Origin of the sequence: Pelagibius sp. Alg239-R121, assembly GCF_947331435.1 — a bacterium.
Classification (GTDB): Bacteria; Pseudomonadota; Alphaproteobacteria; order Kiloniellales; family Kiloniellaceae; genus Denitrobaculum.
Genome location: NZ_CAMZOF010000003.1, coordinates 430,230 through 455,974 on the forward strand (window position 1 = coordinate 430,230; position 25,745 = coordinate 455,974).

The window sequence follows — 25,745 nt, forward strand, 5'->3', positions numbered from 1 at the left end:
AATGGGGCAACCAATGGTTATTGAGGCAACTTACCCAAGAGTTGTCATCGTAGACGACGACGATCTGTTTCGTGAGTCGCTTGGATTAAATCTTGCGGAGGAAGGTTACGAGGTCATCGATTTTCCAAGCGGCGATTCGGCGCTCAGCTATTTGCTGAATGAAGAAGCGGCCGACGCGATCCTGCTGGATTGGCGTATGCCGGGACTGGATGGCCTTGCCGTGTTGCGTCGGCTGCGCGAAGCGCGCTTGCAAACGCCGGTCATCTTTCTGACCATGCTGAGCGACGAGATCTATGAGGAAGCGGCCCTGAAGTGGGGGGCGGTCGACTTCATCGACAAATCCCGGCGCTTGCCGATTATTCTGCAGCGGCTCAAGATTATCACTGAGGGCGCAAAACCTTCGGCCACGCAGGTTGGAGAAGGCGAAGATTCTGCCGCCGGTTTCAAGCGTGGTCCCTTGGAGTTACGCGACGACATCAATCGGGCCTTCTGGAACGATCAGCAGATCGATCTGACTTTGACCGAGTTCGCAATCGTACGCTTTCTGGCAACCCAGGCCGGTGGTGATGTCTCCTATCGTCAGATTTACGATATTGTGCACGGCAAGGACTTCGTAGCGGGCTACGGAACTGACGGTTTCAGGGCAAACGTGCGTTCGTTCATTAAGCGGATTCGCAAGAAATTCCGCGACGTAGACGACGGTTTTGACAGAATTGAGAATTACCCGGGATTCGGCTATCGCTGGCGTGACGAAGAAGGTGAGACCACGTCCGGGGTTTACGGAGCGGGCTGATCATGGCGCGGGTGGAAGAGGCGCCCATGCTTGCGGGCGTGCCGTCTAAGCGGCCGTCGTCGCTATGGCGCCTGTTTCACTCGATCGTCGGCAAATTCATCCTACTGCTCATTGTTTTCGTGACCGTTCCGGTCATGCTCTATTCCGAGTTTCGGCAAGCCGATCAGGACCGCCAAACTCTGATCCTCAAGAGTGTGCGCGAACAGGGCCGTATCATTGCGGAGAGCCTTCGCCCATTGGTCGAACGCGAAGGGCCTTCGCCTCTGCCCGAACTCAATCGGGAAGTAAAGCGTTACGCCACCTCTCAAAGCGGTGTGAAGGTGTTGTTTCGCCCGGCCGAGGAAGCCCGGGCGCAGGCCTTCTATTTTGTGGCGGCTGAGCCTACTTTAGCGGCCGCGGAGCTGGCGCGGGAACGTGACAGCCTCGTTGAACGCGGCGTGTTCGACAATCTGGTTCAAAGTTGTCAGGTGGAATCACCGATCGCGCTGCGACATCAACGGCCGAGCGGCAAGGAAGAGCTTCTGACGTCGATCACGGCGATCACGACAAATGCAGGCTGCTGGGCGATCATTACGACCCACTCGACGGGTGCATTTTTGGGGACGTCGATTGGGCAGCCCTATTGGAAGACTCTGGAAGTCCGTCTTGCCGCTGTCATCTATCTGGCGATGGCGGCCCTTACAATAGGACTGTTTTTCAGTATTTGGCGCGGATTGATGAGCTTCCGCGACCTGGCCCGCGATATTCGAATTGGCCGACTGGAAGGTGCGAACTTCTCGGTTCAGAATAAAGTGCCGGAGTTGACGCTGGTGGCGGAGGAATTCGACCGAATGACTTCTTCACTCCAGAATTCGGCTGACAGCATTCGTCTGGCTGCCGAGGACAATGCCCATGCCTTTAAAACCCCGATTGCGATCATGCGCCAATCATTGGAGCCCTTGAAACGGATTGTTCCCTCGGACAATCCTCGAGGGCAAAGAGCGCTGGATGTGATCGAGGAATCGGTCGACAGGTTGGATCATCTGGTCGCCAGTGCCCGCCGACTCGACCAGGCGACCGCAGAACTGTTGGATCCTCCACGGCATGCGGTCGATTTATCGCAATTGGTCGAACGTATGCTGGCGGCCTATGTCAATACCTTCGACAGCCGAAGCATCGTTCTAGAGACCAAAATTACCAAGGGTGTCATCGTTCGGGCGGGCGAAGATCTTTTGGAGACCGTGATCGAAAACGTTATCGATAACGCGATTGAGGCGTCGCCGCGCGGTACTACGGTCGTTGTTGAATTGGATCGTGAGCAATCCTGGGGCCGGTTGATTGTTCGCGACCGTGGACCTGGCGTACCTTCCGGTGATTTAGAACGGATCTTCGAGCGCTACGTGTCGCTTCGGCCGCAGCAATTGCCGCCTCCGGTGGGTACCGGAACGACCGTGAGTGAAAGACATTCAACCGCAGATACCGAAGAGCATAGCCCTCATTTGGGAATCGGTCTTTGGATCGTCCGGCGGAACCTTCAGGCGATCGGGGGCGATGTACGGGCGGAAAACCGCAAAGATGGTGGGCTTTCGATGATTCTACGCTTACCTGTCGCCGGATAAAATCTCTTCTTCAGAAGTAGGCCGGTAGCAATTTGTTAACGATGATTAATTCGTGTGCCAGCCGTGACACAACTTTCGGAGGCAGGGTGACACACAATTCGCACACCTATCAGTTTCATGTGGACGCTAGAATTCCTACGTAGAGTCGGGACATCCCCCGGTTGGTAATTTGAAGTAGGGATTTTGGTCAAAATGACGGTCGCACTGGCGGAAGCTTTTAAGACGGAAACAGCCGATTTCACCGGACTTAACTACGACGGTACGGGTTTGTTTCTCTGCGATCTTGAGGCGACATTGCGCCGCTTGCGCGGTATCAGGCTGCGTCTGACTTTATCCAGAATTGATTTTCCGCTCGGCCGGGAAGCGACGCTGGAGATGGCTGCGGCTGTTGACGATCCTTCGCTCATTGCCGGTTACGATGCCTGTGGCCGGCTCCTGATTCTCTACCTTGGCCCGCGTCCTGAAGGCACGAGAGGTGATGCTGTTGCCTTCACGACCATTATGTCGAAGTTACGTTCGGCGCTGGCGCGCGACGGTCGTCCTGTCGATATCGAGGGAGGCCGGATCGTAACGTTGCATGGCTGGTCTGATGCACTTGCCGACTCCAAATCGATGCTGCGGGAGCTTGATCAGGTCCCAGTCATTCCCTTGGCGGCGGTAATGGCGCACGCGGCCTAAAACGCGCCGCTTATTCCCAAAATTGAAGCTTTTACAGCACCGGGTTTCGCCCTGGTGCTGAAATGCTGCGCTCCAGGGCAGGATAGGCGACGGCCAGGGTTACGGCGCGCGCAACCATGAATATCATGAAAGCCAGCCAGAGGCCGTGATTCCCCATCGCGGGGATCAAGAGATAGCCGGCAGCCAGAAAAACCAGGAGCGAGGCCACCATTGCATTGCGCATGGCTGCGGTTCGTGTTGCTCCGATAAACAGTCCGTCGAGCAGGAAGCTCGGTGCGGAAAGCGCCGGGGAAGCGATCATCCATGGTAAATAAATGAGCGCAGCGGCGATCACGGCGTCAATGTCCGTGAAAAGGCCAATAATCTGTGCGCCAAAGACGGCATAGGCGACGGAAATTAACAACGTGCTGATAATCGTCAGACGGGTTGCCGACAAAACAATGCGCCTGAAAGCGGAACGGTCCCGGGCACCGACCGCGCCACCGCCGAGAATCTCCGCGGCATGGGCAAAACCGTCCAGTCCATGGGCAAGAAACTGTTGAAGATTGATCAGGATCGCATTGGCGGCCAGCAGCGTGTCGCTCATGGCTGCGCTCTGAGCGGTGAAGATACTGGTTGCCATGATTAAGCAGAGGTTGCGAACGAAGATATCTCGATTGACCCGAAAAAGCGCGACCAGGCGATCTCGACGCCAGACGATCGGCCAGTTCCAGGTACCGCCGACACTGTGCAAACTGCGATAGACGATTGCCAATCCGACCAGGGTACCGGCGATCTCGGCAAGTAATGTGGCCACGGCCACGCCTTCGACACCCCAACCCAGTTCCAGGACAAAAAAGAGATCCAGCAGGATGTTCAGCAGATTGACAGTGATTTGGGTCGCCATCGCAGCCCATGGACGCTGCAATCCAAGCAACCAGCCGGTGATACCGTATTGCAGCAATGTTGCCGGCGCGCTCCATATTCGGATCTCGTAATAGGTTTTCGCGAAGGCCGTGACGTCCTGGCTGGCGTCAATCAGAGGAAATACCAGTGCGGCGATTGGTGCTTGTAGAAGAATCAGGAGGGCGCCGAGGCCGGCACCGAGGGCCAGGGGGCGGATCAAGGCGGCCCGCAGTTCGATGGCATCGTCGGCGCCAAAGGCCTGGGCGGCGAAGCCCGTCGTGCCCATGCGCAGAAACCCGAAGCCCCAAAGAAGAAATCCGAAGATGATGGCGCCGACTGCCACACCGCCTATATAGGCGGCGTCCGGCAAGTGCCCCATCACGGCAGTATCCACGGCCCCGAGAAGTGGGGTCGAAAGGTTGGTTACGATGATCGGCCATGCCAGGGCCCAGACTCGAACCGGGGTTTCTGATGCGGTGCTTTTTACCACGTTGGGTTCCTGCAGAACTGCGCGCGCCTGCCTTCGAATCGTAAGGTATGGAGTAGAGGCGACGGGGCAGCGGCGATCAGCCCGGTGCGGCGGGATACTATTGATCTTTGTTTATCGCAGCAAGAAACAGACCCCGGGCTTGCAAAGAGGGGGGTGTTTTCGGCAACATGCCGCGCCTGCGGCCCGCGACGACGTCGCGAGACGCCGACGGGTTTCGTACAACATCGTAACTTGCGGTATCACACAGATGGACATTCAGCATCCCTATCTCATGTTCCTCGGCGACGCGCCGGACCGGCTTGCCGCCAAGACGGCGCAGGGAGTCGCTGACTGGCGCCCGGAATGGTGTCTTGGTCAGTTCCGAATGGCTGGGTGCAACGCCGATCTCCAATTGCCGGACATGACCATGGAGCAAGCGGCAGAAGCCGGGCTCAAGACCGTGATTGTAGGGGTCGCCAATCGGGGTGGCGTGATCTCGGAAGCCTGGATCGAAGTCTTAGTGCAGGCGCTTGAACTGGGTATGGATATCGCCTCCGGGCTTCACAGTCGTCTGAGCGAAGTGCCTGCACTGCAGGAAGCGGCTGAACGTCACGGCCGTTCGCTGTTTGATGTTCGTCACCCGCGAGAGAATTTTTCTGTAGCCTCAGGTAAGAAACGGTCCGGGAAGCGTGTGCTCGCGGTTGGAACAGATTGCTCCGTCGGCAAAATGTACACCACTCTGGCAATGGAAAAGGAAATGCGGGCGCGGGGCTGGAATGCGGATTTTCGCGCAACCGGTCAGACCGGCATCTTCATTGCAGGCAGCGGCGTTTCGATCGATGCGGTGGTTGCCGACTTCATCTCGGGTTCCGTGGAATCCATCAGCCCGGAAAACGATCCAGATCATTGGGATTTGATCGAGGGACAGGGCTCCCTGTTTCACGCTTCCTTTGCCGGCGTCAGCCTTGGTCTGCTGCACGGTGCCCAGGCCGATGCCCTGATCCTGTGCCATGAGCCGACACGCACACATATGCGGGGCTTGCCGGAATACCAGTTACCAAGCCTCGAAGATTGTATGGCTGCAAATCTCGCTGCGGCTCATCTGACCAATCCCGACAGTAAATTTGTTGGTATTGCGGTCAATACCTTCCATATGGCCCCCGATGCAGCAGAGAACTATCTCAAGGAAACCGAAGATCGCCTTGGTTTGCCGGCGGTCGACCCCGTTCGTAATGGTGTCGGGCGGATTGTCGATCAATTGAACTGAAGCCGCTGGAACGCGATCGCTCCTGGCGGAAACGGTCGGGCACGTGAATCGCCCCGTCACTGAATGAAGTAGAAAAATTGGGACATAACCTTGGATGAAATCCAACTAGGGGTACAGCGCGAGAGCTGGCCCATCGCCGGTAAATTTACGATCTCTCGCGGCAGTAAAACGACCGCCGAGGTTGTTGTTGTAGAGCTGTCGGCCGGCGGCAAGCAGGGGCGTGGCGAATGCGTGCCGTATGCGCGCTACGGCGAAACGGTCGAAGACGTGATTGAGCAGATTGAATCGCAGCGTGCGGATTTGATGTCGGGAATGGATCGTGGGGCGTTGCAAGCGTCACTGCCGCCTGGCGCGGCGCGGAATGCGCTTGACTGCGCGTTCTGGGATCTTGAGGCAAAAACCGATGGCAAGCGGGTCTGGGAACTGGCGGGGCTGTCTGACCCGGTTCTCGTCAAGACCGTCTATACGCTGTCGCTCGACACTGTCGAGAATATGGCGGCTGCCGCGGAACGCAATGCGGACCGGCCACTGCTTAAGCTCAAACTCGCCGGTCCTGACGATTTGGATCGGGTGCGTGCCGTGCGTGTTGCGGCGCCGGGGGCCAAGATCGTCGTCGATGCCAACGAAGGCTGGACGCTCGAGCAATATGTCGCGTTTGCCCCGGAGCTGGCCGATATCGGCGTGGCCATGATCGAGCAGCCGCTTCCTGCGGGAGAAGACGCCGGTTTGGCGGACGTCAAACGCCCGGTTCCCGTCTGCGCCGATGAATCCTGTCACGATACTGCCACGTTATCGAAGCTTGCAGGCCGCTATGACATGATCAATATAAAGCTCGACAAGACCGGTGGACTGACCGAGGCCTTGCGACTGAAGCAGGCCGCCCGGGATGCAAATATGGAGATCATGGTCGGCTGCATGATTGCAACGTCGCTGTCCATGGCACCGGCAATAGTGGTGGCGCAGGATGTGGCCGTAGTCGATGTCGATGGTCCCTTGCTCCTGGCGAAGGACCGGCCTGATGGTCTGTTTTTCGATGGCAGCCTGGTCTCGCCGCCGCAACCGGCGCTCTGGGGCTAGGACGGACTGAACTGCTACCCTTCATGATGGTCCGGGGAGGATCCGCCAAGTGATCGGTGTTTTCGATTCCGGAGATGGCGGCCTGACCGTCCTCAAGGCTTTGACCGAGCGCTTGCCCGAGCAGAGTTTTCTTTATCTCGGTGATCACGGCAACGCCCCCTACGGAGGACGCGATTCCGAAGACATCTATGAATTGACGGTCGCCAGCGTTGATTTTCTCTTTTCGCAGGGCTGCCGATTGATACTGCTTGCGTGTAACACGGCGTCCGCCGTGGCTCTGCGCCGCCTGCAGCAGACCTGGCTGCAGGACCGTGATGCCCAACTCGGCGATCCTGGCCGGCGCGTTCTGGGTGTTCTCGTGCCCATGGTCGAGGCCATTGCAAAGGTCCCCTGGCACAGCGCGAATCAACGGCCCCAGCCAAAACCCCGAAGTGCGACTTCAAGTGTTGCAATCTTTGCCACCCGGCGGACGGTGGAGACGGGATCCTTTCCTTTGGAAGTCGGTTTACGGGCGCCCGATGTCGAGGTGATCCAGCAGGCTTGCCCGGATTTGGTCGCGCGGATAGAAGCCGGCGCGGACCAGGATGAGCTCCATGGGATGGTTGCGGCCTATGTCGAGGCGGCTTTGGCCAAGATGGCGGGACGTGTGCCAGACACAGCCGTTCTTGGCTGCACGCACTACCCGCATGTGGCATCAGCCTTTGCTGCGGCTCTGCCGGACGGCGTGGATCTGCTCGACCAGCCCTCCCTGACGGCAGAAAGCCTGGCTGAGTACCTCGTGCGCCATCCCGAATTCGATCAAAAGGACGACCGAGCGGAGTCTTCGAGCGTGCCGCCGAAGATGCGGTTTCTCACCACTGGCGCTGCCGATCATGCAGGCGCAAAAGCGAGTCTTTTCTTCGGCCGGCGGGTCACTTTTGAAGCCTGTTCGTTTTAGTCAAAGCGGATGAGCGCGCCCAGATTCGGAACCATACTTTCCGGACGATGAGAGGCTGACCGTTTCCCGCTGTTTTAGTGATAAACGCGGATCTGCCTCTACTTCGCATGGTTAAAGGGTAATTCTCGTTCTTACGCGTTTCCGTCACGAACGCCTGCACGCCCGACTACCGCCTGCGGCGCCGTTGCGATTTGAGCCGCGAGAGCCGTTCCCTTGGGTAGGCTGCGACCTCCGCAAGCAGATCCAACAGCTGCCTTGTGGATGACTTCGACCCTTCGCCTGAAGCCTCGGCTTCGGTATCATCGTAACGATCCAGCAGGTTTCCTGCGGCGACTGCCGGGTCGTGTTCAGGAGACAGGCTCAAAAGCCAGGCGAACACCAGTTGCTCGACGGGGGCTGACAGCCTGTCACCCGCGGTAACCGCCGCCGCGATGACAAGCGAAGGGTCGTCAAAATTTGCGTTCGACGCGGTTGCCCGTTGGTGGGTAAGAGAAAAATCTGCCATACAATCCTCCCCGGCACACCCCGTCCGGTCAATGGTTGTTCCAGGTGTTGGCAGGTCTCCTGGCTTGCGGATCGTCACGTTTCGCCGGCCTTCCCAGAATAATTCCAGTGGCCTTGGGTGGCGAACGTTCTCCGCTTACAGTTGCGGGGGCAGCTCCGGCTTGGCTTCTTCAAAGACCTTCAGAAGAAACAGTACCGAATTCCCGTTTTAATCCCCGGTGAAGGGGAACCAACACAGCGAAGGATCAGATTACGCTGCATTGCACAAATGTCAATCGCCCTTTGAATTCGACTGCTCAGCGGTGCCGGAGCAGGTTAAGGCGGCTGGGTGTGGCAAAGTGGTAGGCGCCGTCTTCGAACCGGGCGGCCGTTATAAAGGCCGTGCGCAGCTTTTCCCCCTCGGCCTCCACGGCGGCGCGGCGCTTCTCGTCGACCGCAATCATACCGTCGCGGCAGGCCTCGAAGCTGTCGTACCGGAGGGGTGCGGCGTAGGTCAGTTCCCTGTGTTCGGAAACGGCGGGACCTTTGGCGGCGGCGAGAATTGCTTCGTAGGCATAAGCCCGGACAGAGGTTTCGTCCTCGATGGGGCGCATCATCTCAAAAAAGGCGCCTTCGGCAATGGGCTCGAGGATGTAAATTTCGCCGGCGGGCTTTAAAACCCTCTGAGCTTCGGCGAGAGCGCCTGGCTGATCGTCCACGGGCACGTGGTGAAGCGAATTGAAAAAAACCACGACATCGAAGGTCGCATCCTCGAAGGGCAGGTCTTGTCCGACACCCGACCGGTAGTCTTCGTCGGCGACCGGTGCCGCGGCGCGGGCGCGCCCAAGTTGGCCATCCGAACATTCCAGACCTGTTACGCGCGCACCTTCGCGGGTCATGAAGCGCACCAGCCCGCCGTCGCCGCAGCCGACGTCCAGAATGCGCTGTCCTTTCAATGGTAGGGTGTCGCGCATGACGGCGGTGTGTTTTCGGGGTGTGTGTTCCATGACTCATCCAGATCAAAATTTTACCACCCGGCAATAGCATCTTGACCGGGACAAGCGAAAGTCGAAGCTTCGCTCAACAGGAGCGTTTGTCAGTTCTGCACCGACAGATTATCGTTTTGGGTATGCGCTGGCATCGACGGAATTCCGGCGCATCGTGATTGATTTTGCCAGGAATATGAACGCACCGGTTACCGTCAGTCTTGTGGGAGAGATCATGAAATGACCCGTCAACCTACGCCGGACTCCGGCGGCAGTTCGGATTGGGCAAGCTGGATTGGGCGCAGTCAGGAACAGTATGACGTCATCGATGCCGGCCGCGCTACCAGCCTGCAGATGACTCTCGATGATCCCTTTGCACCCCTGCGGGAGGGCGACGCGCTGCCGCCGCTGTGGCACTGGTCCTATTTCCCGGAACAGACGCGGACCGAAGACCTCGGCCCGGACGGCCTTGCGGTCGGTGCCGGCCTGTTGCCGCCGATTGATCTGCCCCGCATCATGTGGGCGGGAAGCCGTGTTTCCTTTCCCGCTCCGCTGTCGATCGGCCGGGAGGCGGTCAGACGCTCGACGATTCTCAGGATTACCGAGAAAGAGGGACGTTCAGGGCGCCTGTGTTTCGTGACCCTGCGTCATGAGGTCATTCAGGAAAAGCTGCTCTGCATCGACGAAGAAATGGACGTCGTTTACCGGGATGCCAGCGACGGGCCTGAAATGCTGCCGCCGGGCCGGCCGGCGCCTCCCGCAACGGACTGGAGCCGGCAGATTGTTCCAAGTCCGGTCCTGTTGTTCCGCTATTCAGCGCTGACCTGGAATAGCCATCGCATTCACTATGACCGCGACTATGTCACGGCACAGGAAGGCTATCCGGGCCTGATCGTGCACGGACCACTCCTGGCAACCCTGATGATCGATCAGGTACGGCGGCAGCGGCCGGCTGCCCGGGTCTCGCGGTTTGCGTTCAGCGCGCTGCGCCCGGTGTTCGACGCCGGCGCTTTTACCCTCGCTGGAACCCCCACCGGTGATAGCGCTGCGCTCTGGGTCGCTGATTCAAGCGGTTTTCTGGCGATGGATGGGTCGGCGTCGTTCGACCCTTGAGCGCAAAAAAAAGATGGATGCGCAGGAGGGCGCACCCATCGGCAAGTTCAGGGAGGTTCGGTAAGACCGGCGAGGCCCGGTGCTCGGTCCCTGAGGGCGTCAGGGAACTACGGGCTGCTCGATCACTGCAGGTTTAGAATTGCCTTCGCTTGGGTCAGCTTGGCGACACAGTTTTCCTTGTCACCGGTAGCGGCGTCGATCGCCGCGGCATTGCGCAGTTTTTGCACCTTGACCAGCTCCTCGGTCGCAATGCCCGGGCTGGCGGCCAGGGCGGAATCAACAGCGCTCAAGTCATCCTCGCACTGTCCGGCCAGCGCACTGCGCGTCGCGGAAGCGCTAAGGGCAATAGATAGAACGAGTGCCAAGCAAAGGGCCTTCATCATTTGACTCCAACAGTCTGGATGCGGCGCCACACTGCCCGAAAGCCCGGTCGGATTGTTGTGCGAATATCGTGATGGAAAACAGTCAAATCCCGGCTGCGATTGTGGCCGAAACTTGGCGGTTATCTATCCTGCTCGTTGCCTAGAGAGCTGCGACTGCGGCGCAGAGACGCTCGATCTCCTCGTCGGTGTTGTAGTAGTGCACGCTGGCCCGCAGGATATCACTCAGACCCCGCCGTTCCATATCGATCCTGGTCGATTTGATCGTCGAATTGGAGACGTTGATGTTCTGGGCACGCAGCGCGGCCCGGAGCTCGGGCGCCTCCATTCCGTCCTTCGTGAAGGTGACGATGCCGCACTTGCTTGCGCCGATGTCGGTGGTCGTGACGCCCGGTATTTCAACGAGGGCCGAGCGGAGATTTCCGGCGAGAGAAACCACTCGCTGCTCGATGGCATCGATACCCCAGGAGAGCGCATAGTCGACAGACGCGCCCAGGCCCAGTACGGCCGCGTAGTTGAATTCCCAGTTTTCGAAACGCCGCGCGTCGCCGCGCAGTTCGAATTGATCGCGCGCGGTCCAGACGGCGGCATGGTTGTCCAGCATCGGCGGCTCGATCGTTTTCAGCAGGTCCTTGCGGACATAGAGAAAACCGCTTCCGCGCGGGCCGCGCAGGTACTTTCGGCCGGTCGCCGACAGAAAATCGCAACCGATCGCTTCCACATCCAGCGTGATCTGACCCGGCGATTGGCAGGCGTCGAGCAGATAGAGAATCCCGTTTGCGCGTGCGACCCTGCCGACTTCGGCGGCCGGATTTACCAGGCCGCCGTTGGTTGGCACATGGGTGATCGCGATCAGCTTGACCTTCCCATCGATCATGCCCTCCAGCGCCTCGATATCGAGCTGTCCGCTGGCATCGCTGGGCACGACATCGATGATTGCGCCTTTGTCGCGCGCGACCTTCAGATAGTTGATGTAGTTGCTGGAGTACTCGGCCTCGGTGGTCAGGATTCTATCTCCGGGCTGAAGATCCACGGCATAGAAGGCCAGACACCAGCCGACCGTCGCATTCTCGACCAGGGCGATTTCCTCGCGGCTGCAGTTCAGCAGGCGGGCAATGGAATCGTAGCAGGCCTCGACTCTGTCGCCGGCGGCCTCGGCGGCTTCATATCCGCCGATCCTGGCTTCCAACTGCAGATGCCCGATCTGTGCATCGATGACGGCCTGCGGCATCAGGGCCGCGCCTGCATTGTTGAAATGAACGACTTCGGTACAGCCAGGCGTGTCCGCCCGGGCGCGTGCAATATCCATCACTCTGCTCACTTGCTGACTGCTGTTGCTGTCAGCCGTAATGACATAAATGAGCGTGCCTTTACAGGTTGTTTTTGCCTGTCGGTGCGTTGATTTCCAAAGGTGAAGATAAGCGCAGATTATTGCCAAATGCCGGCAGAAGGATTGTTTTCCGCGGTATCATCCGAAGTGCTTTGACGTCTCGGCGAAGGGGCTGCGGCCTTTTGCTGTGCGATTTTCAACTGCAGAGCCTTGTGCTTCCGGTGTTGGGCGAGGCGGGCTTCTCTCTGGCGCCTGTTATCCGCGTGCCGCTCGGCGCGCCAGGCTTTGAAGACCTTCAGGCGGTAGACCCGCGCGAAGGAGATGGTTTTCGAGTGGTAGTCTCCGATAGCCCGCGTCCAGGAGCCGGCCGCGCTGCGCAGCTTGCTCAAGAGGGATGCGGCGTAGGCTGTGTTGTGTTGCGGGTTAAAGGCTTCTTCCAGGTTCTCGAAGGCTTTCGGGTGATAATGCAGGTTGATCTGCATGCAGCCCACGTCGATGTTCCTGATGCCCCGCGCGCGTAAGGCGCGTACCTCTGCGATGGCGGCTGTCTTGCTGGGCAAATATCGCCCTTTTCCTTCGGCCATGACCGTCCAGGGCCAGGCAAGATTTGCCTTGGCCGCGGCGTTCCAGCGGCCCGATTCGACCTTTGAAATGGCGGTGAGCAGGTGGGCGGGAAGCGCATGCTGCTGCTCGGCCTGACGGATATGTCTCGGGCAGACCGACCAGGTGTCCTCGATCGCGCCGGCCCCGGCGGCCTGAACGGCCCCGAGTTCTGCGGTGAGTAGCGTCAAAAAGAGCATCCCCGTCCGCAACCAGGTTGTGGCCTGCCCTTTCAGGGCCAATCGAAATCGGCGGCCGGCTGAAACGGAAAGCTTGCTGCATAGCAGCTGCGCTCGGGAAACATGGCAAATCATATCGGTCACTCCTTGCAGGAATCCTGAGCAAGCCGCATGCCAGAAATTTTGTTTCTTTTCGTTGCGCCACAACGATTGGAAATTCCATTTTTAACGGCAATTTTTTTAAAGCATTGCGCTGCAACACATACCGTTGGAGTTGATCCTTGATAATTAACCTTCTTCAAAAAAATTCAATTGAATTCAATGGGATGGAAAATTTTTATTGCAATTACTGCTTAAGCCATCATATTGTGCAGTGCGGTATGGATCGAGGGCGCCCGCTCTTGGTCCCCCGTACGCCCATAGGGCGTTTCCTCCCTAAACTTGGGCCGTGCATCTGCACGGCCTTTTTTTTCGCCTGCGGTGTTTAGGGTTGGGATCGGTCGAATTTCTCTTCTTCGGGCAACGTCCCGCCCCCCTCGCCAATTTCCCGCTGCATGATCACGCTGTCCACCCAACGGCCGAATTTGAAACCGATGGATTTGAGTTGTCCCGCGCGGGTGAAGCCGTGTTTTTCGTGCAGGCCTATGGAGGCATGATTGGCGCTGTCGCCGATGACGGCGACCAGTTGCCGGAAACCCAAAGCAGCGCAGCGTTGGATCAATGCGCTCAAGAGGGCCGAGCCGACGCCATGTTCCACGGCGTCCGGGGCGACGTAGACCGAATTCTCCAAGCTAAAGCGATAGGCCGGGCGTGGCCGGTAGGCACCGGCATAGGCATAGCCGGCGATCCGGCCCTGGAACTCGGCGGCGAGATAGGGAAGTTCGCCGGCGAGGGTCGCTTCGAAACGGGCGGTGATCTCCTCTAGGCCGGGGGCCGTTTCTTCAAAGGACGCCAGGCCGTGTTCTACGTGATGCGCATAGATTGCCTGGATCTGCGGAAGATCCTCACGCGTTGCGTCGCGGATCAAAGGTTGAGCGCTCGAAGACTTCGACATGCGGGCCTCACAGGCAGTCTGATCGACTTTGGCAATCCGGACTATTCTGCGGCGATCGCCGGGTTCAGGTTGTTCGGGTCAAGCCGCCCCAGGCGTTCGATCAGGGCACGTATTTCGCTCGCGAGGCGCTGCAGATGCGGGCCGCGGCGCAGGCTGGCTTCATCCATATAGATATCGCGCGAAATCTCGATTTGCAGGACATGAACACCGTCTGTGGGTCGTCCGTAATGAGTTGTGATAAAGCCGCCCGCATAGGGTTTGTTCAGACCGACACGATAACCGCAACTGCGCAGGGTTGCAGCCGTGCAGCCGGTTATGGCCGCGCCGCAGCTTTCGCCGTGGTGATCGCCCAGCACGAAATCGAGCCGGTTCGAATCGCTAAACCCGCCCGACAGTGCCGAAAAAGATGGCATGGAGTGGCAGTCGATAACGATGCAGTAGCCGAATCGTTCGACCGTCTGCTCTATCAGAGACCGCAAGGCGGCATGGTAGGGGTAATAGCACTGCCGAATCCGTTGTTCGACCTCGGCGAAAGTCAGTTTGCTGCGGTAGATATCGATGCCATTGGCGACCACCCTGGCAATGGTGCCCAGGCCGGCTGCAATGCGCGGCGAGTGTGTATTGACGAATTCCGGGAGGGCTTCGTCGAACATGGAGGCGTCGAGCTCAAAGGGTTCGCGGTTTACATCCACGTAGGCGCGCGGAAACAAGGCCTTGAGAAGCGGTGCGCCACAGTCAGGTGCAGCACTGAATAATTCGTCGACGAAACTGTCTTCAGAGCGCCGTAGGCTGGCCGGGTCTAACCGGGATTTGGCAATGAAATCGGCGGAGTAGTCGCTGCCGCTGTGGGGCGAGGAAAATACCAGGGGAATCGTCTGCTCCCGCGGCGCCAGGATTTCGTGACGGCTGGGGCCATTTGGTTTGGCGGAGCCGCTGAAGATGTGGCTTTGCGGTTTGTTTCGAACCAACTGAAGTCCCTTACGCTTTGGTCCTTTGAACAGCAGTCTGACTTCAATAGCCTTCTGCTTCGTTAAACTGGCGGTTGCCAGAAGAACCGGGTAACTGTTTATACTGCTGAAACCAGAAGGCTCCGCCTCTGATCGATATGTTAAAGACTATTTAGCAGATATGACATAGGTTACGCTCACTTTGGTTTATTGGTACGCTCACCTCTAGGCGTGCTGTTTCAGCTAAACTAAGATTTAACCATGTACCGGCGGTTACCGCGCAGGGCAGCAGGGCAGGGCGAACGACGCAGGGCACGATGGCGCAGATATTATTGGCAGAAGATGACGACTCCATGCGCGACTTCCTGGCGAAGGCGCTTCGCCGTGCCGGACATGAGGTTCAGGCAGTCGGCGATGGCCTGGATGCCATGGAAAGCCTCACCCAGTCGCCGGTTGACTTGCTGTTGGCCGACGTGGTCATGCCCGGGCTCGACGGGATCGAACTGGCGCGCCGCGCGGCGCAGGAGCAGCCGGGAATCAAGGTCATGTTCATCACGGGTTTTGCTGCCGTGGCCCTGAAGAATCGCGAACAGGCCCCCAAAGGCGCCAGAGTTCTTTCCAAGCCGTTTCACCTGCGTGAACTGGTCGATCAGATCGACGTAATGCTCAGCGCTTAAGCGCGGACGGGCTCGAGATTTTTCCTATTTTCACTCTGGCGCTGGTAATCCGTCGAATTGGGCTCTAGGGGCTTGCAAAAGCATTCTGATGATGTTACTTCGCCGCCCGTCAACGTCGTTCGGCGGCGGTTGATCTTCGGAAGTAACCTGCTTTGATGGGTTGAGGCAACGGACAGGTCCGGTGCCGGACTTCGGAATGGGCGTATAGCTCAGCGGGAGAGCGCCTCGTTGACATCGAGGAGGTCCCTGGTTCAATCCCAGGTACGCCCACCATTATCCCGCAGCAATCTGACAACAATTCAAATCGGCTTTTGCCGACGCGCCCATCTGTTCTGGCGAGTTACTTTCTTGGGAACGGGAAAATGAAGTCTGTGCCTGCGCGTTTAAAGAGTTTCTGTCGAGTTTTTCAAAAAGAAAACACCCTTGATTGTTATCGCGTGTCTAAATTTATCCCGCTCTAGTTTTGTTTGAGGGCGGGCATTCAGCTTTTTGTGTTTGCATGTAAAAGCACGCACGTCATTCAACCGGCAATTAACGCCGTTTTTACTTTATCGGCATAGGGTCAAGCCCTTGTCGAGCCAGGGGAATCAACGTCTGGCTTGTGTCGGGTTTTGCGATGGTCGCGTCAGCCAGTCAGTCTCAGAAAGCCAAGATTACGCTGCTCGCGCGCATAAAGGCGTGGTGGGACGGCTACGAGCTTGCGGTTGTCCAGAAGTCGAAGAACGGCGAAGGCGGTGAAGACGGTCACGATGTTAGGGCCGAGAAACACACCTGGGATTCCGCACGCGTTCAATTGGTTCAAGACGTCTGGGGAGAGGGTTTCTCCTCTCCAGGTGACGCCGACTACCTCATCGAGATGCTCAAACCCTTTGCGCTGACACCGGCGATGAGCGTTATGGAACTGGGCGCCGGCCTGGGGGGTGCCAGCCGGGTGATGGCCGAGCATTTTGGTGTCTGGGTAACTGCCTTTGAAGCGGATCGGGTCTTCGCCGAGGCTGGTGCGGAGCTCTCGACCATGTCGGGATTGGCAAAAAAAGCACCGATTGCCGCCTTCGATCCCGAGAATTTCGAATTCAAAGAGATGTCTTGTGATTGCATCTATTCAAAGGAAAGCTTCTTCACCGTCAAAAAGAAGAAAGAGCTTCTTGGCGTCATAGGTGATGCGTTGAAGGACCGCGGTCAGTTTCTTTTCACTGATTTTGTGAAGGCCGAAGAGGTCAAGGATGATGATGGGATGGCCGAATGGCAGGCTTCGGAGCCGGTCATGCCACACCTGTGGAGCGTTAAGGATTACGATATGGCGCTGTCGCGCCAAAAGATCGAGATCCGGATTACCGAAGACATTACCGACAACTTCCGGGCGCTCATCACGAAGGGCTGGGCTGATTATCTGGCGTCTGCATCACATTCCGGGGTCAACGAAGAGATGGCTGCGACTCTGGTTGCCGAAGCCGAACTATGGGCCCGCCGTGCAAAGGTTCTTGAGAGCGGCGATCTGCGGGTCTGCCGTATCTACGGCCTTAAAAAGCAAGGCAATCTGCTTTCTGACTGGTAACTTCGCCGCGGATTGCGCTTTTCTGGAATGGAAGACCACTCCAGCGGTTGACAGGGCAGGGGGCGTTCCGTATTTTCCCCGCGCTTTCCGGTGGTCCGTGCGAACGGGCTCAATATGCCGAGGACAGGATTATGAAAGTCGTTAATTCGTTGAAAACCGCTAAGTTGCGGGAAAAGGGTTGCCGCGTAGTGCGCCGTCGTGGACGCGTATACGTGATCAATAAGAAGAATCCGCGCTTTAAGGCTCGCCAGGGCTGAGATCTTCTTAAGGTTGGCGCCTTGCGTGCTGGCCTACCGTGTTACAGCAAAGCCGCGCTCTCTTAACGGGAGCGCGGCTTTGCTTTGTTCAGCAGGCCTTTAATAAGGCCTGGTATAGGGTCTGATCGTTTTTCACAGTTTTGGTAAAAAATGTGAATCAGCCAAGAACGATCGTACTCTGGGGGATTGACCGCCGCCAACGAACACACCATATTCCCTAAAATTGGTAATACCAATTTACGGAATGCGAATTATAGGTGGGCTTGACGCGAATCGGGCTACCTTTTAGTGCGATCTGCTGCGACGGATTGGGACAAGGCCGGCCGATAAAGGTTGGCGCATAAATTGACGGCCAACGTGCCGCACGCGAATCGGCTCGAAAAACCTGCTGCGTGCCACGCAGTTGTTTCAGATGCCGTCGCGCGAGTGTGGGAGGAGACTTTTGTCATGCTGATGCCCGATCCGGACCAGACGGTCATTTCGCGCAAACGAGAGATCGTCGATAAACTGCGGGAGATTGTGCCCGGCGAAGGTGTGATTGCGGACGAAGACGAGTTGAAGGTCTATGAGAGTGACGGCCTGACCGCTTATAAGCAGCCGCCGCTGATTGCCGTCCTGCCTGAGTCGACGGAACAGGTCAGCCGTGTCCTGAAGTTCTGCCACAAGGAAAACATCAAGGTTGTGCCCCGCGGTGCCGGCACGTCGCTTTCGGGCGGCGCGCTGCCCTTGGCGGACGGCATCATTCTCGGGCTTGGAAAATTCAACCGTATCCTTGATATCGACTTCGATAACCGCTGCGCTGTGGTACAGCCCGGTGTGACGAACCTTGGCATCACGAAGGCTGTCGAGGACGAGGGTTTCTATTACGCGCCCGACCCCTCCAGCCAGATTGCCTGTACGATTGGCGGAAACGTTGCCGAAAATTCCGGCGGCGTGCACTGCCTCAAATACGGGCTCACGACGAACAATCTGCTCGGCCTGGAAATGGTGCTGATCGACGGCACGGTGCTGCGGATTGGCGGTAAGCATCTCGAAGCTGAAGGCTACGATCTCTTGGGGCTCATGACCGGATCGGAAGGCTTGTTGGGCGTCGTGACCGAAGTCACGGTCCGGCTGCTGAAAAAGCCGGAGACAGCAAGGGCCTTGCTCCTCGGTTTTTCGAGCAGTGAAGCGGCGGGAGAACTGGTGGCTTCGATCATTGCCGCGGGCATCGTTCCGGGCGGAATGGAGATGATGGACCGGCCGGCCATCCACGCAGCGGAAGATTTCGTTCATGCCGGATATCCCTTGGATGTGGAGGCGCTTCTGATCGTCGAACTCGACGGGCCGCAGGCCGAGGTCGACTATCTGATGGAAACCGTCTCGGCGCTCGCCGACGCCAAAGGCGCCGTGACCAAACGGGTGAGCGAATCGGAAGAGGAGCGCATGCGTTTCTGGGCCGGCCGGAAAGCGGCTTTCCCAGCGGTTGGACGTATTTCTCCGGACTACTATTGCATGGATGGGACAATCCCAAGGAACCAGCTGCCGCACGTTCTCCGCCGCATGCGTGAAATGAGTGAGCATTACAGCCTCGGTGTCGCCAATGTCTTTCATGCCGGCGATGGCAATCTGCACCCGCTCATCCTTTACGACGCCAACAAAGAAGGTGAACTGGAGAAGGCTGAGGAATTCGGTGCCGACATCTTGAGGCTTTGTGTGGAGGTCGGCGGCGTCTTGACCGGCGAGCACGGGGTCGGAGTCGAAAAACGCGACCTGATGCCAGACATGTTCACGGACATCGATCTCAAACAGCAGCAACGGGTGAAGTGTGCATTCGATCCGGATGCGCTGTTGAACCCGGGCAAAGTCTTCCCCCAGCTTCACCGTTGCGCAGAGCTGGGCCGGATGCATATCTCCCGTGGGCAGCTTCCCTTTCCGGAATTGCCGAGGTTCTAGTGTGATGGGCGACAGATATAAACCTGAGACAATCGAGCAGGTCGCCGAGATCGTAACCTGGGCGGCCGCTGAAAAAGTGCCCGTCGAAGTGGTCGGCCGTGGCAGTAAAGCTGCGCTCGGACGGCCGGCACAAACGGAATACAGTCTTGAGCTCTCGGGACTGACCGGTATCACGCTATACGAACCTGACGAACTGGTGCTGTCCGCACGCGCCGGCACTTCGATGGCTGAAATTGAAGCGGCGTTAGACGAACACGACCAGTATTTGGCTTTTGAGCCTGCAGACTATGATGCGCTTTTGAATGGCCGCCCAAAAGATGAGGCAGCGGCCTCGGGAAGTCTGGCTGGCGTCATCTCCTGCAATCTCGCAGGTCCGCGCCGGATCAAGTCGGGGGCTGCACGCGACCATTTTCTGGGCTTGAAGGGTGTCACCGGACGGGGAGAAATTATCCAGGCCGGCGGGCGTGTGGTGAAGAACGTCACCGGATATGACCTGATGAAACTTCATGCCGGCGCCTATGGAACCCTGTCTGCTTTGACCGACATCACCGTCAAGGTTTTGCCTGCTCCCGAAAAGACGCGCAGTGTTCTTCTCTTTGGTCTTGAGGATGCTGCGGCGGTAGCAGCAATGACGCAAGCCATGGGCTCGTCCCACGAAGTTTCGGCGGCCGCGCATCTTCCCTCAGGGATCGCAAAGGATTTCGATTCGAGCTTTTTCCCGAACGATGCACGCTCGGTGACTGCGATTCGGGTTGAGGGCCCAGGACCTTCGGTGAGCCACCGCTGTGCTGCGCTGCGCAGTGAGCTTGGCGGTCAAACCGATTCAGATGAACTGCACAGCCATAACTCGACGCCACTTTGGCGTTACATCCGGGATGTCGTGCCTTTCGTGAGCGATGTTTCTGCTGAAGCAGGAGATGGCAATGCGGTATGGCGTGTTTCCGTGCCACCGGCACGCGGCGCCGACTATGTCGCGGCGCTCAAGCTGAAGCTGGGAGAGGCGACAGAAGCACTGCGGTACTACTTCGATTGGAGCGGAGGCCTGATCTGGGTCTCATTGCCCGAAGGCGAAGATGCACAGCAGCACGCGGTTCGCGAATCGATGGCAGATTTCGGCGGGCACGCGACCTTGATTAAGGCGACGGCTGAACTGCGTGGCCGGATTCCGGTTTTCCAGCCCCTGGATCTGGGAATCGCCGCCCTCAGCAGTCGCGTGAAGCACAGTTTCGATCCTCACGGCATTATGAATCCCGGCCGGATGTACGCCGGTGTCTAAATCCGGGGGTAGGCATGCTCCTTGGTGTAACAACCCACCTTCGGCTTTAAAGAGGTTGAGGGCTGTTAGGTCTCAAACGTTTTTGATGGAAACAGTCAAGAGCGTGAATCAGCCTCAAATGCGATAAAGAAGCGGAACGCTAAGTGCAAACCAACTTCTCTTTGGCTCAATTGGCCGACTCAGGCGTCGCCGAGTCGGAAAAGATCCTGCGCAACTGCGTGCATTGCGGCTTTTGCACTGCGACCTGTCCGACCTACACGCTGTTGGGAGACGAATTGGATTCACCGCGCGGACGGATCTATCTGATCAAGGACATGCTGGAAAACGATCGACCGGCATCGGCTAAGGTCGCCAAGCACATCGACCGCTGCCTCTCCTGCTTGTCCTGTATGACCACCTGTCCGTCAGGGGTGCATTACATGCATCTCGTTGATCACGCCCGCAAGCATGTCGAGGAGACATTCCGCAGGCCCCTGGGGGAGCGGCTGTTGCGTTCCATGCTGGCGGTCACGCTTCCCTCGCCGACACTCTTCCGGCTCAGCTTGATCGGTGCGCTGATGGCACGGCCTTTTGCCGGTTTGTTGCCCGGCCGCCTCAAAGGTCTGGTTGAGGCTGCCCCGAAGACTATCCATCCGCGCAGTGCCGTCGATCAGCCGCAGGTGTTTCAGGCCGAAGGCACGCGGCGCGCGCGTGTCGCTCTGCTTTCCGGCTGTGCGCAACCGGTGCTGGATCCACAAATCAACGAAGCAACCATTCGTCTGCTGACGCGTCACGGTGTCGAGGTCGTGGTTGCGAAAGGCGCCGGTTGTTGCGGTTCTCTGACCCTGCATATGGGCCGTGAAGCCCAGGCCCTCGTCGCGGCGCGCGCGAACGTCGAGGCCTGGATGCGGGAAGTGGAAGGCGATGGCCTGGATGCGATTGTGATTAACGCGTCAGGCTGCGGCACCACGGTCAAGGACTATGGTTTCATGTTGCGGGACGACCCCGAGTGGAGCGAGGCTGCAACCAGGATTGCAGCGCTTGCGAAAGACGTCTCCGAAGTGATGCTTGATTTGGGCCTGGAGGCTCCGGCACGACAACCAAAAGCGAAGGTCGCCTACCATGCCGCCTGTTCCATGCAACATGGTCAGAAGGTCGTTGAGCAACCGAAGTCTTTGCTGAAGGCTGCGGGTTTTGAAGTCACTGCAATCGGCGAATCTCACCTTTGTTGCGGCTGGGCCGGCACCTATAACGTCATGCAGCCGGAGATCTCGGGCAAGCTTCGGGCGCGCAAGGTGGCGAACATCGAGCGCAGCAAACCCGACGTTATTGCTGCCGGCAACCTTGGCTGCATCTCCCACATCGGTGGCGGGACGGACATTCCGATCGTTCATACGGTGCAGTTGCTGGACTGGGCGACGGGCGGTCCCCTGCCCAAAGCGCTTGAGCAGCACGAGACACGGCTTCAGTAGATCGCAATCGGACTTCAGGCAGGTGAACCCGGAGCAGCCGTCAGCTTTGGGTCCGAACCTTCAGCCTTCGCTCAGTCCGCGGAATGCCATTTTCTGGGTCTCCACGGCGCGCGCCCAGATCGCAGACTTCCAGTCGTCGGCGTCCTGATAAAAAGCGTCACGGATCTGCTGCTTGATTTCACGACCTTTTTTCGACATCGGATCGCCGTGGAGGTGCAGCCAGTTGTCTGCTCTGAGCGCGAGGTTGACCTCTGGCGAAGACTGCGTGCCGTACTCCAACGCAACGACAGTGAGATCGGCGCCCGGTAGGCATTTTTCCATACCGAAGACATTGACCCCATGGAGTTCGACGGACGATGAAGTGCCGAGTAAAGGCGACGTGACGTCCTCGTCGTACCAGTCCATCGCACGCTTCAGATCATTGCTTTCAGGACTGTGACAACAGATTCTCTCGCCATGCCCGCGTGGCCCCAGCCCGGTGTGGTAGTCGATGACGGCGACCTGTTTGGCGCCCGACAGCTTGCCGCTTAGGACTTCCATAAGGATGTTCTGAGACCAGGCAACACTATTGCCGCCGAAGAACAGTCCATCGGCATGGCTGTACTGGCCGCCGGAGATCGCAGACTGCAGGGCCTTTTCGCCATGACTGTCCGCATAGGCGCGCAGGGTCTTGTGGGTGTCGGCGATTGTTGCATCGTCCCAGCTGGTCGGACAAATGACCTCCGCCAGCTCGTCGTAGGCTGAATTCTCCGGATAAGGGCCGCTGTGGTCGACGAAATTGCGATTGAGGTCGATGTTGTCTTCCGTCACCCGCCGCAGCCAGGCGAAGCCATGGGGGTTGATCGCGTGAATTTGCAGCAAGGCGATGCCATCGGGCCGTTCCTGATAGAGGCCGCTGTCGAGCCAGCCGATCTGGACGCCGGATCCGCAGAAGCCCTCCGCACCGTGTGTTGCCGAGATCGTCACCAGAACCCGTTCGGCGTCGGGTTCGCCATGCCAGGCAACGTCGGTGGTCAGGACCTCTCCGTCAGGCCCGGCGCTGGGACATTGGTAGGAACTCATGGCGGCGCCAGCCTGTTTACTGGCGTCGATAAAGCGCTTTCGCGCCTGCCCGTAGTCCTTCGAAAAGTATTCGCTGACGCTCATTTGCCCCGGCCCTCATGCATTTGTGATCGCTGAATATCGTGTAAAGCTTTGGCTTCCCCGCCATGTCAGTCATAATTAGCAGCGTGAAAACATTATCGGCAATAGCGATTCTTCGAATATTTCTTCCCCTAATGGTTTTATTGGGCGGCCCTGTGCTGGCCGATCAGAACGATTCACGCCTCGACGACCTTTTTACGAAGCTGAAGAACGTCGAGTCGTTCAGCGATGCAAAGGGCGTCGAATTCGTCATCTGGAACATCTGGGTGCAGTCGGGGGACGATGCCATTGACCTGCTGATGCGCGATGGCGTGGATTCCATGGGGCGCCGGGACTATCGGCGGGCTTTGCGGTCCTTCGATCAGATCGTGACGATCGCGCCTGAATTCGCCGAAGGCTGGAACAAGCGGGCGACGCTGTTTTATCTCATGGGTGAATTCGATCGGTCTCTGGCGGACATCGCGCAGACCCTGGCCCTGGAACCCCGGCATTTCGGTGCGCTCGCCGGCCGAGGATTGGTTTACGTCGAATTGGAAAACGACGCGCTTGCGCTGAAAGCCTTCGAAGACGCACTCATTATCAATCCTTACCTGCCGGCCGCGCGCCAGAACGCCGAAGTGCTCCGAAAGCGCCTCAAAGACCGCGCCATCTGACGTCGGCGGCCGGTCGGCTTTAAATCAATGCAACGGGTAGATCCGAAGGCCAGGTCACTGGAACGGCCTGACCTCAAGGACATGGCTGCTATGCGGCGGCGAAGCTATGCGCTTGGCGGGCCGCGCGATAAGATCGCCGCCGTCCACAGCCTGCCGCATTGATCGCGGCTTTTCGGGAGAGTTGATGCCAAAGGAAACGCGTTCGGGTGCCGCCTATGCCCTTGGTGCCTTTTTTCTGTGGGGCATCAGTCCGCTTTATTTCAAGGCTGTCGACGAGATTCCGATCTTCGAGGTTCTGGCCCATCGTGTGCTCTGGTCCGTGATTTTCCTGTTTCTGCTGCTGACGGTCAGCCGGCGCTGGGCGGCGCTGCGGCAGGCACTCTGCGAGCCGCGGACGCTCTACATGCTGATGCTCAGCACGCTCGTCGTCTCGGTAAACTGGTTTTTCTTCATTTGGGCGATTACGACGGACCGGGTCTTGGAATCCAGCCTGGGCTATTACATCAATCCCCTGGTGAACGTTTTGCTCGGCACGCTCTTCCTGCGCGAGCGCCTGACGAAGTGGCAGATTGTTGCTGTCGGGCTGGCCGCCGTTGGCGTTCTGAATCTGGCGGTTCAAGTGGGCACGATGCCGTGGGTGTCACTGCTGCTCGCGTCGACCTTCGGCATTTACGGTTTGATCAGAAAGACCATCAAGGTCGAATCTGTCGACGGCCTCTTTGTCGAAACGTCAATGGTCCTGCCGATCGCGTTGGGTTATCTGGCCTATCAGGCGATCAACGGGCAGGGGGCGATCGGCGCGATCGACCTCCGGACCGACCTGTTGTTGATCGCGGCGGGTCTCGTGACCGCCATCCCGCTCATCTGGTTCACCTGCGGCGCGCGCCGGCTGAACTACTCGACCGTCGGGCTGTTTCAATATCTGGCGCCGACCTGCCAGTTTTTTCTGGCCGTGCTGGTGTTCGGCGAAGCCTTCACCTGGGCGCATCTCGTCACCTTCAGCTGTATCTGGACGGCACTCGCCATCTACTCCGCGCAGTCCTGGCTGATCGCACGGCGCCGGGCGTCCGTATTGGCGTAGAACGAGGGCCTGCAGGGCGCTGGTGCTTAAGCTTGTTGTGCGGAGCCACCGGCTTGTTCGCGATTGGCAACGGTGTCGGCATAGCCGCTGACAGGCAGATGCCGGTCGCTCTCCACCAGAGCGTCAAAGCGAAGAGCGTTTGGATGCACGCCGTCCGGTGTCGTTGAATCCCTGCGGCTGTGGAAGAGATGCAGCACCGGTGAAGTGTGATCGCCGTCCTTGCGGTGTACGCCCGAGCGGATCAGGCGCAGGACGAAGTCGGAGTCTTCCAGACCGTGTCCGTGATAGCTGATATCGAAGCCATCTGCCGCGATGAAGTCCTTGCGCCAGACTCCCAGGTTGCAGGTTTGAACCTTTTCCCACGCCTCCGGACGCCGTTTCCGTTTCTGATCGGAAAACGGCAGGCGAAGGAATTGGAAGGGCCGGTTGCTTCGCGCCGTCAATGCGAGGAGGAACCAGAGGGTTTTCGGCCAGCGGTAAATTTGCAGGGATTTGCGAAAGATATGCCCCGTCATGCTTTGCCGGATGTAGCAACGCCTCCCAGCAACAAACCACCCCTCTTCAGCCAGCTCTTGATGACTCGTGACGAAGTCGGGGAAAAGGCAGCAATCACCGTCAATGAAGACCAGGTACTTGCCTTCGGCAAGATCCGCGGCTCCATTCCGGCTTCGGCTCGGGCGGTAGCCTTTGTCTTCCTGCCAGAAATGCTTGACGGTCAGACCGCTTTTCTCCCGAAAGCGGTCGATGACATCGCGTGTTTCCTGTCTGGATCCATCGTCTGCGATAACGATCTCGAAATCACCACTGCTTTGCAAGCGCAGTGATTCGAGCACCATCGAGAGCGCTTCAGGCCAGTTATAGGTCGTAACGATAACCGTAACCGCTGGTGCTTGCGTAATTGCTCTAGCCCTCGCGAAATTTGGCCGTTAACGGCCGAGTGT

The 25,745-nt window shown here is 58.3% G+C and carries 26 protein-coding genes, 1 tRNA gene and 1 riboswitch; of the genes, 17 read left to right on the top strand and 10 right to left on the bottom strand.

Going from position 1 to position 25,745, the window contains the following annotated elements; translation table 11 throughout:
* Window position 1: 1 nt before the first annotated feature.
* The 3 genes from QMZ18_RS12310 (at window position 2) to QMZ18_RS12320 (ending at window position 3,069) form a co-directional block, all read left to right on the top strand.
* Window positions 2-793 (top strand): response regulator transcription factor, encoded by a 792-nt coding sequence (locus QMZ18_RS12310; RefSeq protein ID WP_282606591.1) that lies wholly within the window; start codon window positions 2-4, stop codon window positions 791-793.
* A gap of 2 nt (window positions 794-795) precedes the next feature.
* Window positions 796-2,391: a HAMP domain-containing sensor histidine kinase gene (locus QMZ18_RS12315; protein WP_282606592.1), complete on the top strand. Its 1,596-nt coding sequence runs from the start codon at window positions 796-798 to the stop codon at window positions 2,389-2,391.
* A 192-nt stretch (window positions 2,392-2,583) separates the two neighbouring features.
* On the top strand, window positions 2,584-3,069 hold the full coding sequence (locus QMZ18_RS12320; protein WP_282606593.1) for a hypothetical protein: 486 nt from the start codon (window positions 2,584-2,586) through the stop codon (window positions 3,067-3,069).
* Window positions 3,070-3,100: 31 nt separating this feature from the next.
* Here the strand turns inward: QMZ18_RS12320 and QMZ18_RS12325 are convergent, their stop codons facing one another.
* Window positions 3,101-4,444 (bottom strand): MATE family efflux transporter, encoded by a 1,344-nt coding sequence (locus QMZ18_RS12325; RefSeq protein ID WP_282606594.1) that lies wholly within the window; start codon window positions 4,442-4,444, stop codon window positions 3,101-3,103.
* Window positions 4,445-4,691: 247 nt separating this feature from the next.
* Here QMZ18_RS12325 and dgcN point away from each other — a divergent pair, with 247 nt between their 5' ends.
* The 3 genes from dgcN to QMZ18_RS12340 all read left to right on the top strand — a co-directional run bounded on the left by dgcN (window position 4,692) and on the right by QMZ18_RS12340 (window position 7,704).
* Window positions 4,692-5,690 (top strand): N-acetyltransferase DgcN, encoded by a 999-nt coding sequence (gene dgcN, locus QMZ18_RS12330; protein ID WP_282606595.1) that lies wholly within the window; start codon window positions 4,692-4,694, stop codon window positions 5,688-5,690.
* 90 nt (window positions 5,691-5,780) lie between these two features.
* A complete protein-coding gene (gene dgcA, locus QMZ18_RS12335; RefSeq protein ID WP_282606596.1) occupies window positions 5,781-6,767 on the top strand; it encodes an N-acetyl-D-Glu racemase DgcA in 987 nt (328 codons plus the stop codon).
* Between the two features lie 49 nt (window positions 6,768-6,816).
* Window positions 6,817-7,704, top strand: coding sequence for a glutamate racemase (locus QMZ18_RS12340; protein ID WP_282606597.1), 888 nt, complete (start codon window positions 6,817-6,819; stop codon window positions 7,702-7,704).
* Between the two features lie 166 nt (window positions 7,705-7,870).
* Here the strand turns inward: QMZ18_RS12340 and QMZ18_RS12345 are convergent, their stop codons facing one another.
* Both QMZ18_RS12345 and QMZ18_RS12350 read right to left on the bottom strand, forming a co-directional pair.
* Complete coding sequence (locus QMZ18_RS12345) at window positions 7,871-8,209, bottom strand: hypothetical protein (protein ID WP_282606598.1); 339 nt, start codon at window positions 8,207-8,209, stop codon at window positions 7,871-7,873.
* Window positions 8,210-8,240: 31 nt separating this feature from the next.
* Window positions 8,241-8,457, bottom strand: a riboswitch (cobalamin riboswitch).
* A gap of 47 nt (window positions 8,458-8,504) precedes the next feature.
* Window positions 8,505-9,194: a bifunctional 2-polyprenyl-6-hydroxyphenol methylase/3-demethylubiquinol 3-O-methyltransferase UbiG gene (locus tag QMZ18_RS12350; protein ID WP_282606599.1), complete on the bottom strand. Its 690-nt coding sequence runs from the start codon at window positions 9,192-9,194 to the stop codon at window positions 8,505-8,507.
* A 219-nt stretch (window positions 9,195-9,413) separates the two neighbouring features.
* On the opposite strand from QMZ18_RS12350, the gene QMZ18_RS12355 reads away from it, so the two are divergent.
* Complete coding sequence (locus QMZ18_RS12355; protein ID WP_282606600.1) at window positions 9,414-10,286, top strand: MaoC family dehydratase N-terminal domain-containing protein; 873 nt, start codon at window positions 9,414-9,416, stop codon at window positions 10,284-10,286.
* 122 nt (window positions 10,287-10,408) lie between these two features.
* On the opposite strand, the gene QMZ18_RS12360 is transcribed toward QMZ18_RS12355, so the two are convergent.
* The 5 genes from QMZ18_RS12360 to QMZ18_RS12380 all read right to left on the bottom strand — a co-directional run bounded on the left by QMZ18_RS12360 (window position 10,409) and on the right by QMZ18_RS12380 (window position 14,797).
* Entirely contained in the window at window positions 10,409-10,669 is a 261-nt protein-coding gene (locus QMZ18_RS12360; RefSeq protein ID WP_282606601.1) for a hypothetical protein, read from the bottom strand.
* 139 nt (window positions 10,670-10,808) lie between these two features.
* Window positions 10,809-11,975: an aminotransferase class V-fold PLP-dependent enzyme gene (locus QMZ18_RS12365; protein ID WP_282606602.1), complete on the bottom strand. Its 1,167-nt coding sequence runs from the start codon at window positions 11,973-11,975 to the stop codon at window positions 10,809-10,811.
* 119 nt (window positions 11,976-12,094) lie between these two features.
* A complete protein-coding gene (locus tag QMZ18_RS12370) occupies window positions 12,095-12,787 on the bottom strand; it encodes a transglycosylase SLT domain-containing protein (protein WP_282606603.1) in 693 nt (230 codons plus the stop codon).
* Window positions 12,788-13,259: 472 nt separating this feature from the next.
* On the bottom strand, window positions 13,260-13,829 hold the full coding sequence (locus tag QMZ18_RS12375; RefSeq protein WP_282606604.1) for a GNAT family N-acetyltransferase: 570 nt from the start codon (window positions 13,827-13,829) through the stop codon (window positions 13,260-13,262).
* A gap of 41 nt (window positions 13,830-13,870) precedes the next feature.
* A complete protein-coding gene (locus tag QMZ18_RS12380) occupies window positions 13,871-14,797 on the bottom strand; it encodes an N-formylglutamate amidohydrolase (protein ID WP_282606605.1) in 927 nt (308 codons plus the stop codon).
* Window positions 14,798-15,093: 296 nt separating this feature from the next.
* Here QMZ18_RS12380 and cpdR point away from each other — a divergent pair, with 296 nt between their 5' ends.
* The 7 genes from cpdR to glcF all read left to right on the top strand — a co-directional run bounded on the left by cpdR (window position 15,094) and on the right by glcF (window position 21,927).
* Window positions 15,094-15,453: a cell cycle two-component system response regulator CpdR gene (cpdR, locus tag QMZ18_RS12385; protein WP_282606606.1), complete on the top strand. Its 360-nt coding sequence runs from the start codon at window positions 15,094-15,096 to the stop codon at window positions 15,451-15,453.
* Window positions 15,454-15,651: 198 nt separating this feature from the next.
* A tRNA-Val gene (locus QMZ18_RS12390) sits at window positions 15,652-15,726 on the top strand.
* A gap of 328 nt (window positions 15,727-16,054) precedes the next feature.
* Window positions 16,055-17,008 carry a cyclopropane-fatty-acyl-phospholipid synthase family protein gene (locus QMZ18_RS12395; protein WP_282606607.1) on the top strand — a complete coding sequence of 318 codons (954 nt, stop codon included), beginning with the start codon at window positions 16,055-16,057 and terminating at the stop codon, window positions 17,006-17,008.
* Window positions 17,009-17,139: 131 nt separating this feature from the next.
* Window positions 17,140-17,265 (top strand): type B 50S ribosomal protein L36, encoded by a 126-nt coding sequence (gene ykgO / locus QMZ18_RS12400; protein ID WP_142895287.1) that lies wholly within the window; start codon window positions 17,140-17,142, stop codon window positions 17,263-17,265.
* Window positions 17,266-17,712: 447 nt separating this feature from the next.
* On the top strand, window positions 17,713-19,200 hold the full coding sequence (locus tag QMZ18_RS12405) for an FAD-linked oxidase C-terminal domain-containing protein (RefSeq protein WP_282606608.1): 1,488 nt from the start codon (window positions 17,713-17,715) through the stop codon (window positions 19,198-19,200).
* A 4-nt stretch (window positions 19,201-19,204) separates the two neighbouring features.
* On the top strand, window positions 19,205-20,476 hold the full coding sequence (locus QMZ18_RS12410; RefSeq protein WP_282606609.1) for an FAD-binding protein: 1,272 nt from the start codon (window positions 19,205-19,207) through the stop codon (window positions 20,474-20,476).
* Between the two features lie 143 nt (window positions 20,477-20,619).
* Complete coding sequence (gene glcF, locus QMZ18_RS12415) at window positions 20,620-21,927, top strand: glycolate oxidase subunit GlcF (RefSeq protein ID WP_282606610.1); 1,308 nt, start codon at window positions 20,620-20,622, stop codon at window positions 21,925-21,927.
* A gap of 60 nt (window positions 21,928-21,987) precedes the next feature.
* Here glcF and QMZ18_RS12420 read toward each other — a convergent pair whose 3' ends face one another.
* A complete protein-coding gene (locus QMZ18_RS12420) occupies window positions 21,988-23,073 on the bottom strand; it encodes a M14 family metallopeptidase (protein ID WP_282606611.1) in 1,086 nt (361 codons plus the stop codon).
* Between the two features lie 152 nt (window positions 23,074-23,225).
* On the opposite strand from QMZ18_RS12420, the gene QMZ18_RS12425 reads away from it, so the two are divergent.
* Genes QMZ18_RS12425 through rarD form a run of 3 tightly spaced genes read left to right on the top strand, consistent with a single transcriptional unit; the run spans window position 23,226 to window position 24,804 of the window.
* A complete protein-coding gene (locus QMZ18_RS12425; RefSeq protein WP_282606612.1) occupies window positions 23,226-23,723 on the top strand; it encodes a tetratricopeptide repeat protein in 498 nt (165 codons plus the stop codon).
* Window positions 23,724-23,750: 27 nt separating this feature from the next.
* Window positions 23,751-23,885: a hypothetical protein gene (locus QMZ18_RS12430; RefSeq protein ID WP_282606613.1), complete on the top strand. Its 135-nt coding sequence runs from the start codon at window positions 23,751-23,753 to the stop codon at window positions 23,883-23,885.
* A 22-nt stretch (window positions 23,886-23,907) separates the two neighbouring features.
* Window positions 23,908-24,804, top strand: coding sequence for an EamA family transporter RarD (rarD, locus tag QMZ18_RS12435; protein ID WP_282606614.1), 897 nt, complete (start codon window positions 23,908-23,910; stop codon window positions 24,802-24,804).
* A 26-nt stretch (window positions 24,805-24,830) separates the two neighbouring features.
* Here rarD and QMZ18_RS12440 read toward each other — a convergent pair whose 3' ends face one another.
* Window positions 24,831-25,703: a glycosyltransferase family 2 protein gene (locus QMZ18_RS12440; RefSeq protein ID WP_282606831.1), complete on the bottom strand. Its 873-nt coding sequence runs from the start codon at window positions 25,701-25,703 to the stop codon at window positions 24,831-24,833.
* Window positions 25,704-25,745: the final 42 nt, after the last annotated feature.

Bases quoted from the DNA above. Each gene is read 5' to 3' on its own strand.
- QMZ18_RS12310 (WP_282606591.1), top strand. From the start codon at position 2: ATGGGGCAACCAATGGTTATTGAGGCAACTTACCCAAGAGTTGTCATC.
- QMZ18_RS12315 (WP_282606592.1), top strand. From the start codon at position 796: ATGGCGCGGGTGGAAGAGGCGCCCATGCTTGCGGGCGTGCCGTCTAAG.
- QMZ18_RS12320 (WP_282606593.1), top strand. From the start codon at position 2,584: ATGACGGTCGCACTGGCGGAAGCTTTTAAGACGGAAACAGCCGATTTC.
- dgcN (WP_282606595.1), top strand. From the start codon at position 4,692: ATGGACATTCAGCATCCCTATCTCATGTTCCTCGGCGACGCGCCGGAC.
- QMZ18_RS12345 (WP_282606598.1), bottom strand. From the start codon at position 8,209: ATGGCAGATTTTTCTCTTACCCACCAACGGGCAACCGCGTCGAACGCA.
- QMZ18_RS12350 (WP_282606599.1), bottom strand. From the start codon at position 9,194: ATGGAACACACACCCCGAAAACACACCGCCGTCATGCGCGACACCCTA.
- QMZ18_RS12355 (WP_282606600.1), top strand. From the start codon at position 9,414: ATGACCCGTCAACCTACGCCGGACTCCGGCGGCAGTTCGGATTGGGCA.
- QMZ18_RS12360 (WP_282606601.1), bottom strand. From the start codon at position 10,669: ATGATGAAGGCCCTTTGCTTGGCACTCGTTCTATCTATTGCCCTTAGC.
- QMZ18_RS12365 (WP_282606602.1), bottom strand. From the start codon at position 11,975: ATGGATATTGCACGCGCCCGGGCGGACACGCCTGGCTGTACCGAAGTC.
- QMZ18_RS12375 (WP_282606604.1), bottom strand. From the start codon at position 13,829: ATGTCGAAGTCTTCGAGCGCTCAACCTTTGATCCGCGACGCAACGCGT.
- cpdR (WP_282606606.1), top strand. From the start codon at position 15,094: ATGGCGCAGATATTATTGGCAGAAGATGACGACTCCATGCGCGACTTC.
- ykgO (WP_142895287.1), top strand. From the start codon at position 17,140: ATGAAAGTCGTTAATTCGTTGAAAACCGCTAAGTTGCGGGAAAAGGGT.
- QMZ18_RS12405 (WP_282606608.1), top strand. From the start codon at position 17,713: ATGCTGATGCCCGATCCGGACCAGACGGTCATTTCGCGCAAACGAGAG.
- QMZ18_RS12410 (WP_282606609.1), top strand. From the start codon at position 19,205: ATGGGCGACAGATATAAACCTGAGACAATCGAGCAGGTCGCCGAGATC.
- QMZ18_RS12420 (WP_282606611.1), bottom strand. From the start codon at position 23,073: ATGAGCGTCAGCGAATACTTTTCGAAGGACTACGGGCAGGCGCGAAAG.
- QMZ18_RS12430 (WP_282606613.1), top strand. From the start codon at position 23,751: ATGCAACGGGTAGATCCGAAGGCCAGGTCACTGGAACGGCCTGACCTC.
- rarD (WP_282606614.1), top strand. From the start codon at position 23,908: ATGCCAAAGGAAACGCGTTCGGGTGCCGCCTATGCCCTTGGTGCCTTT.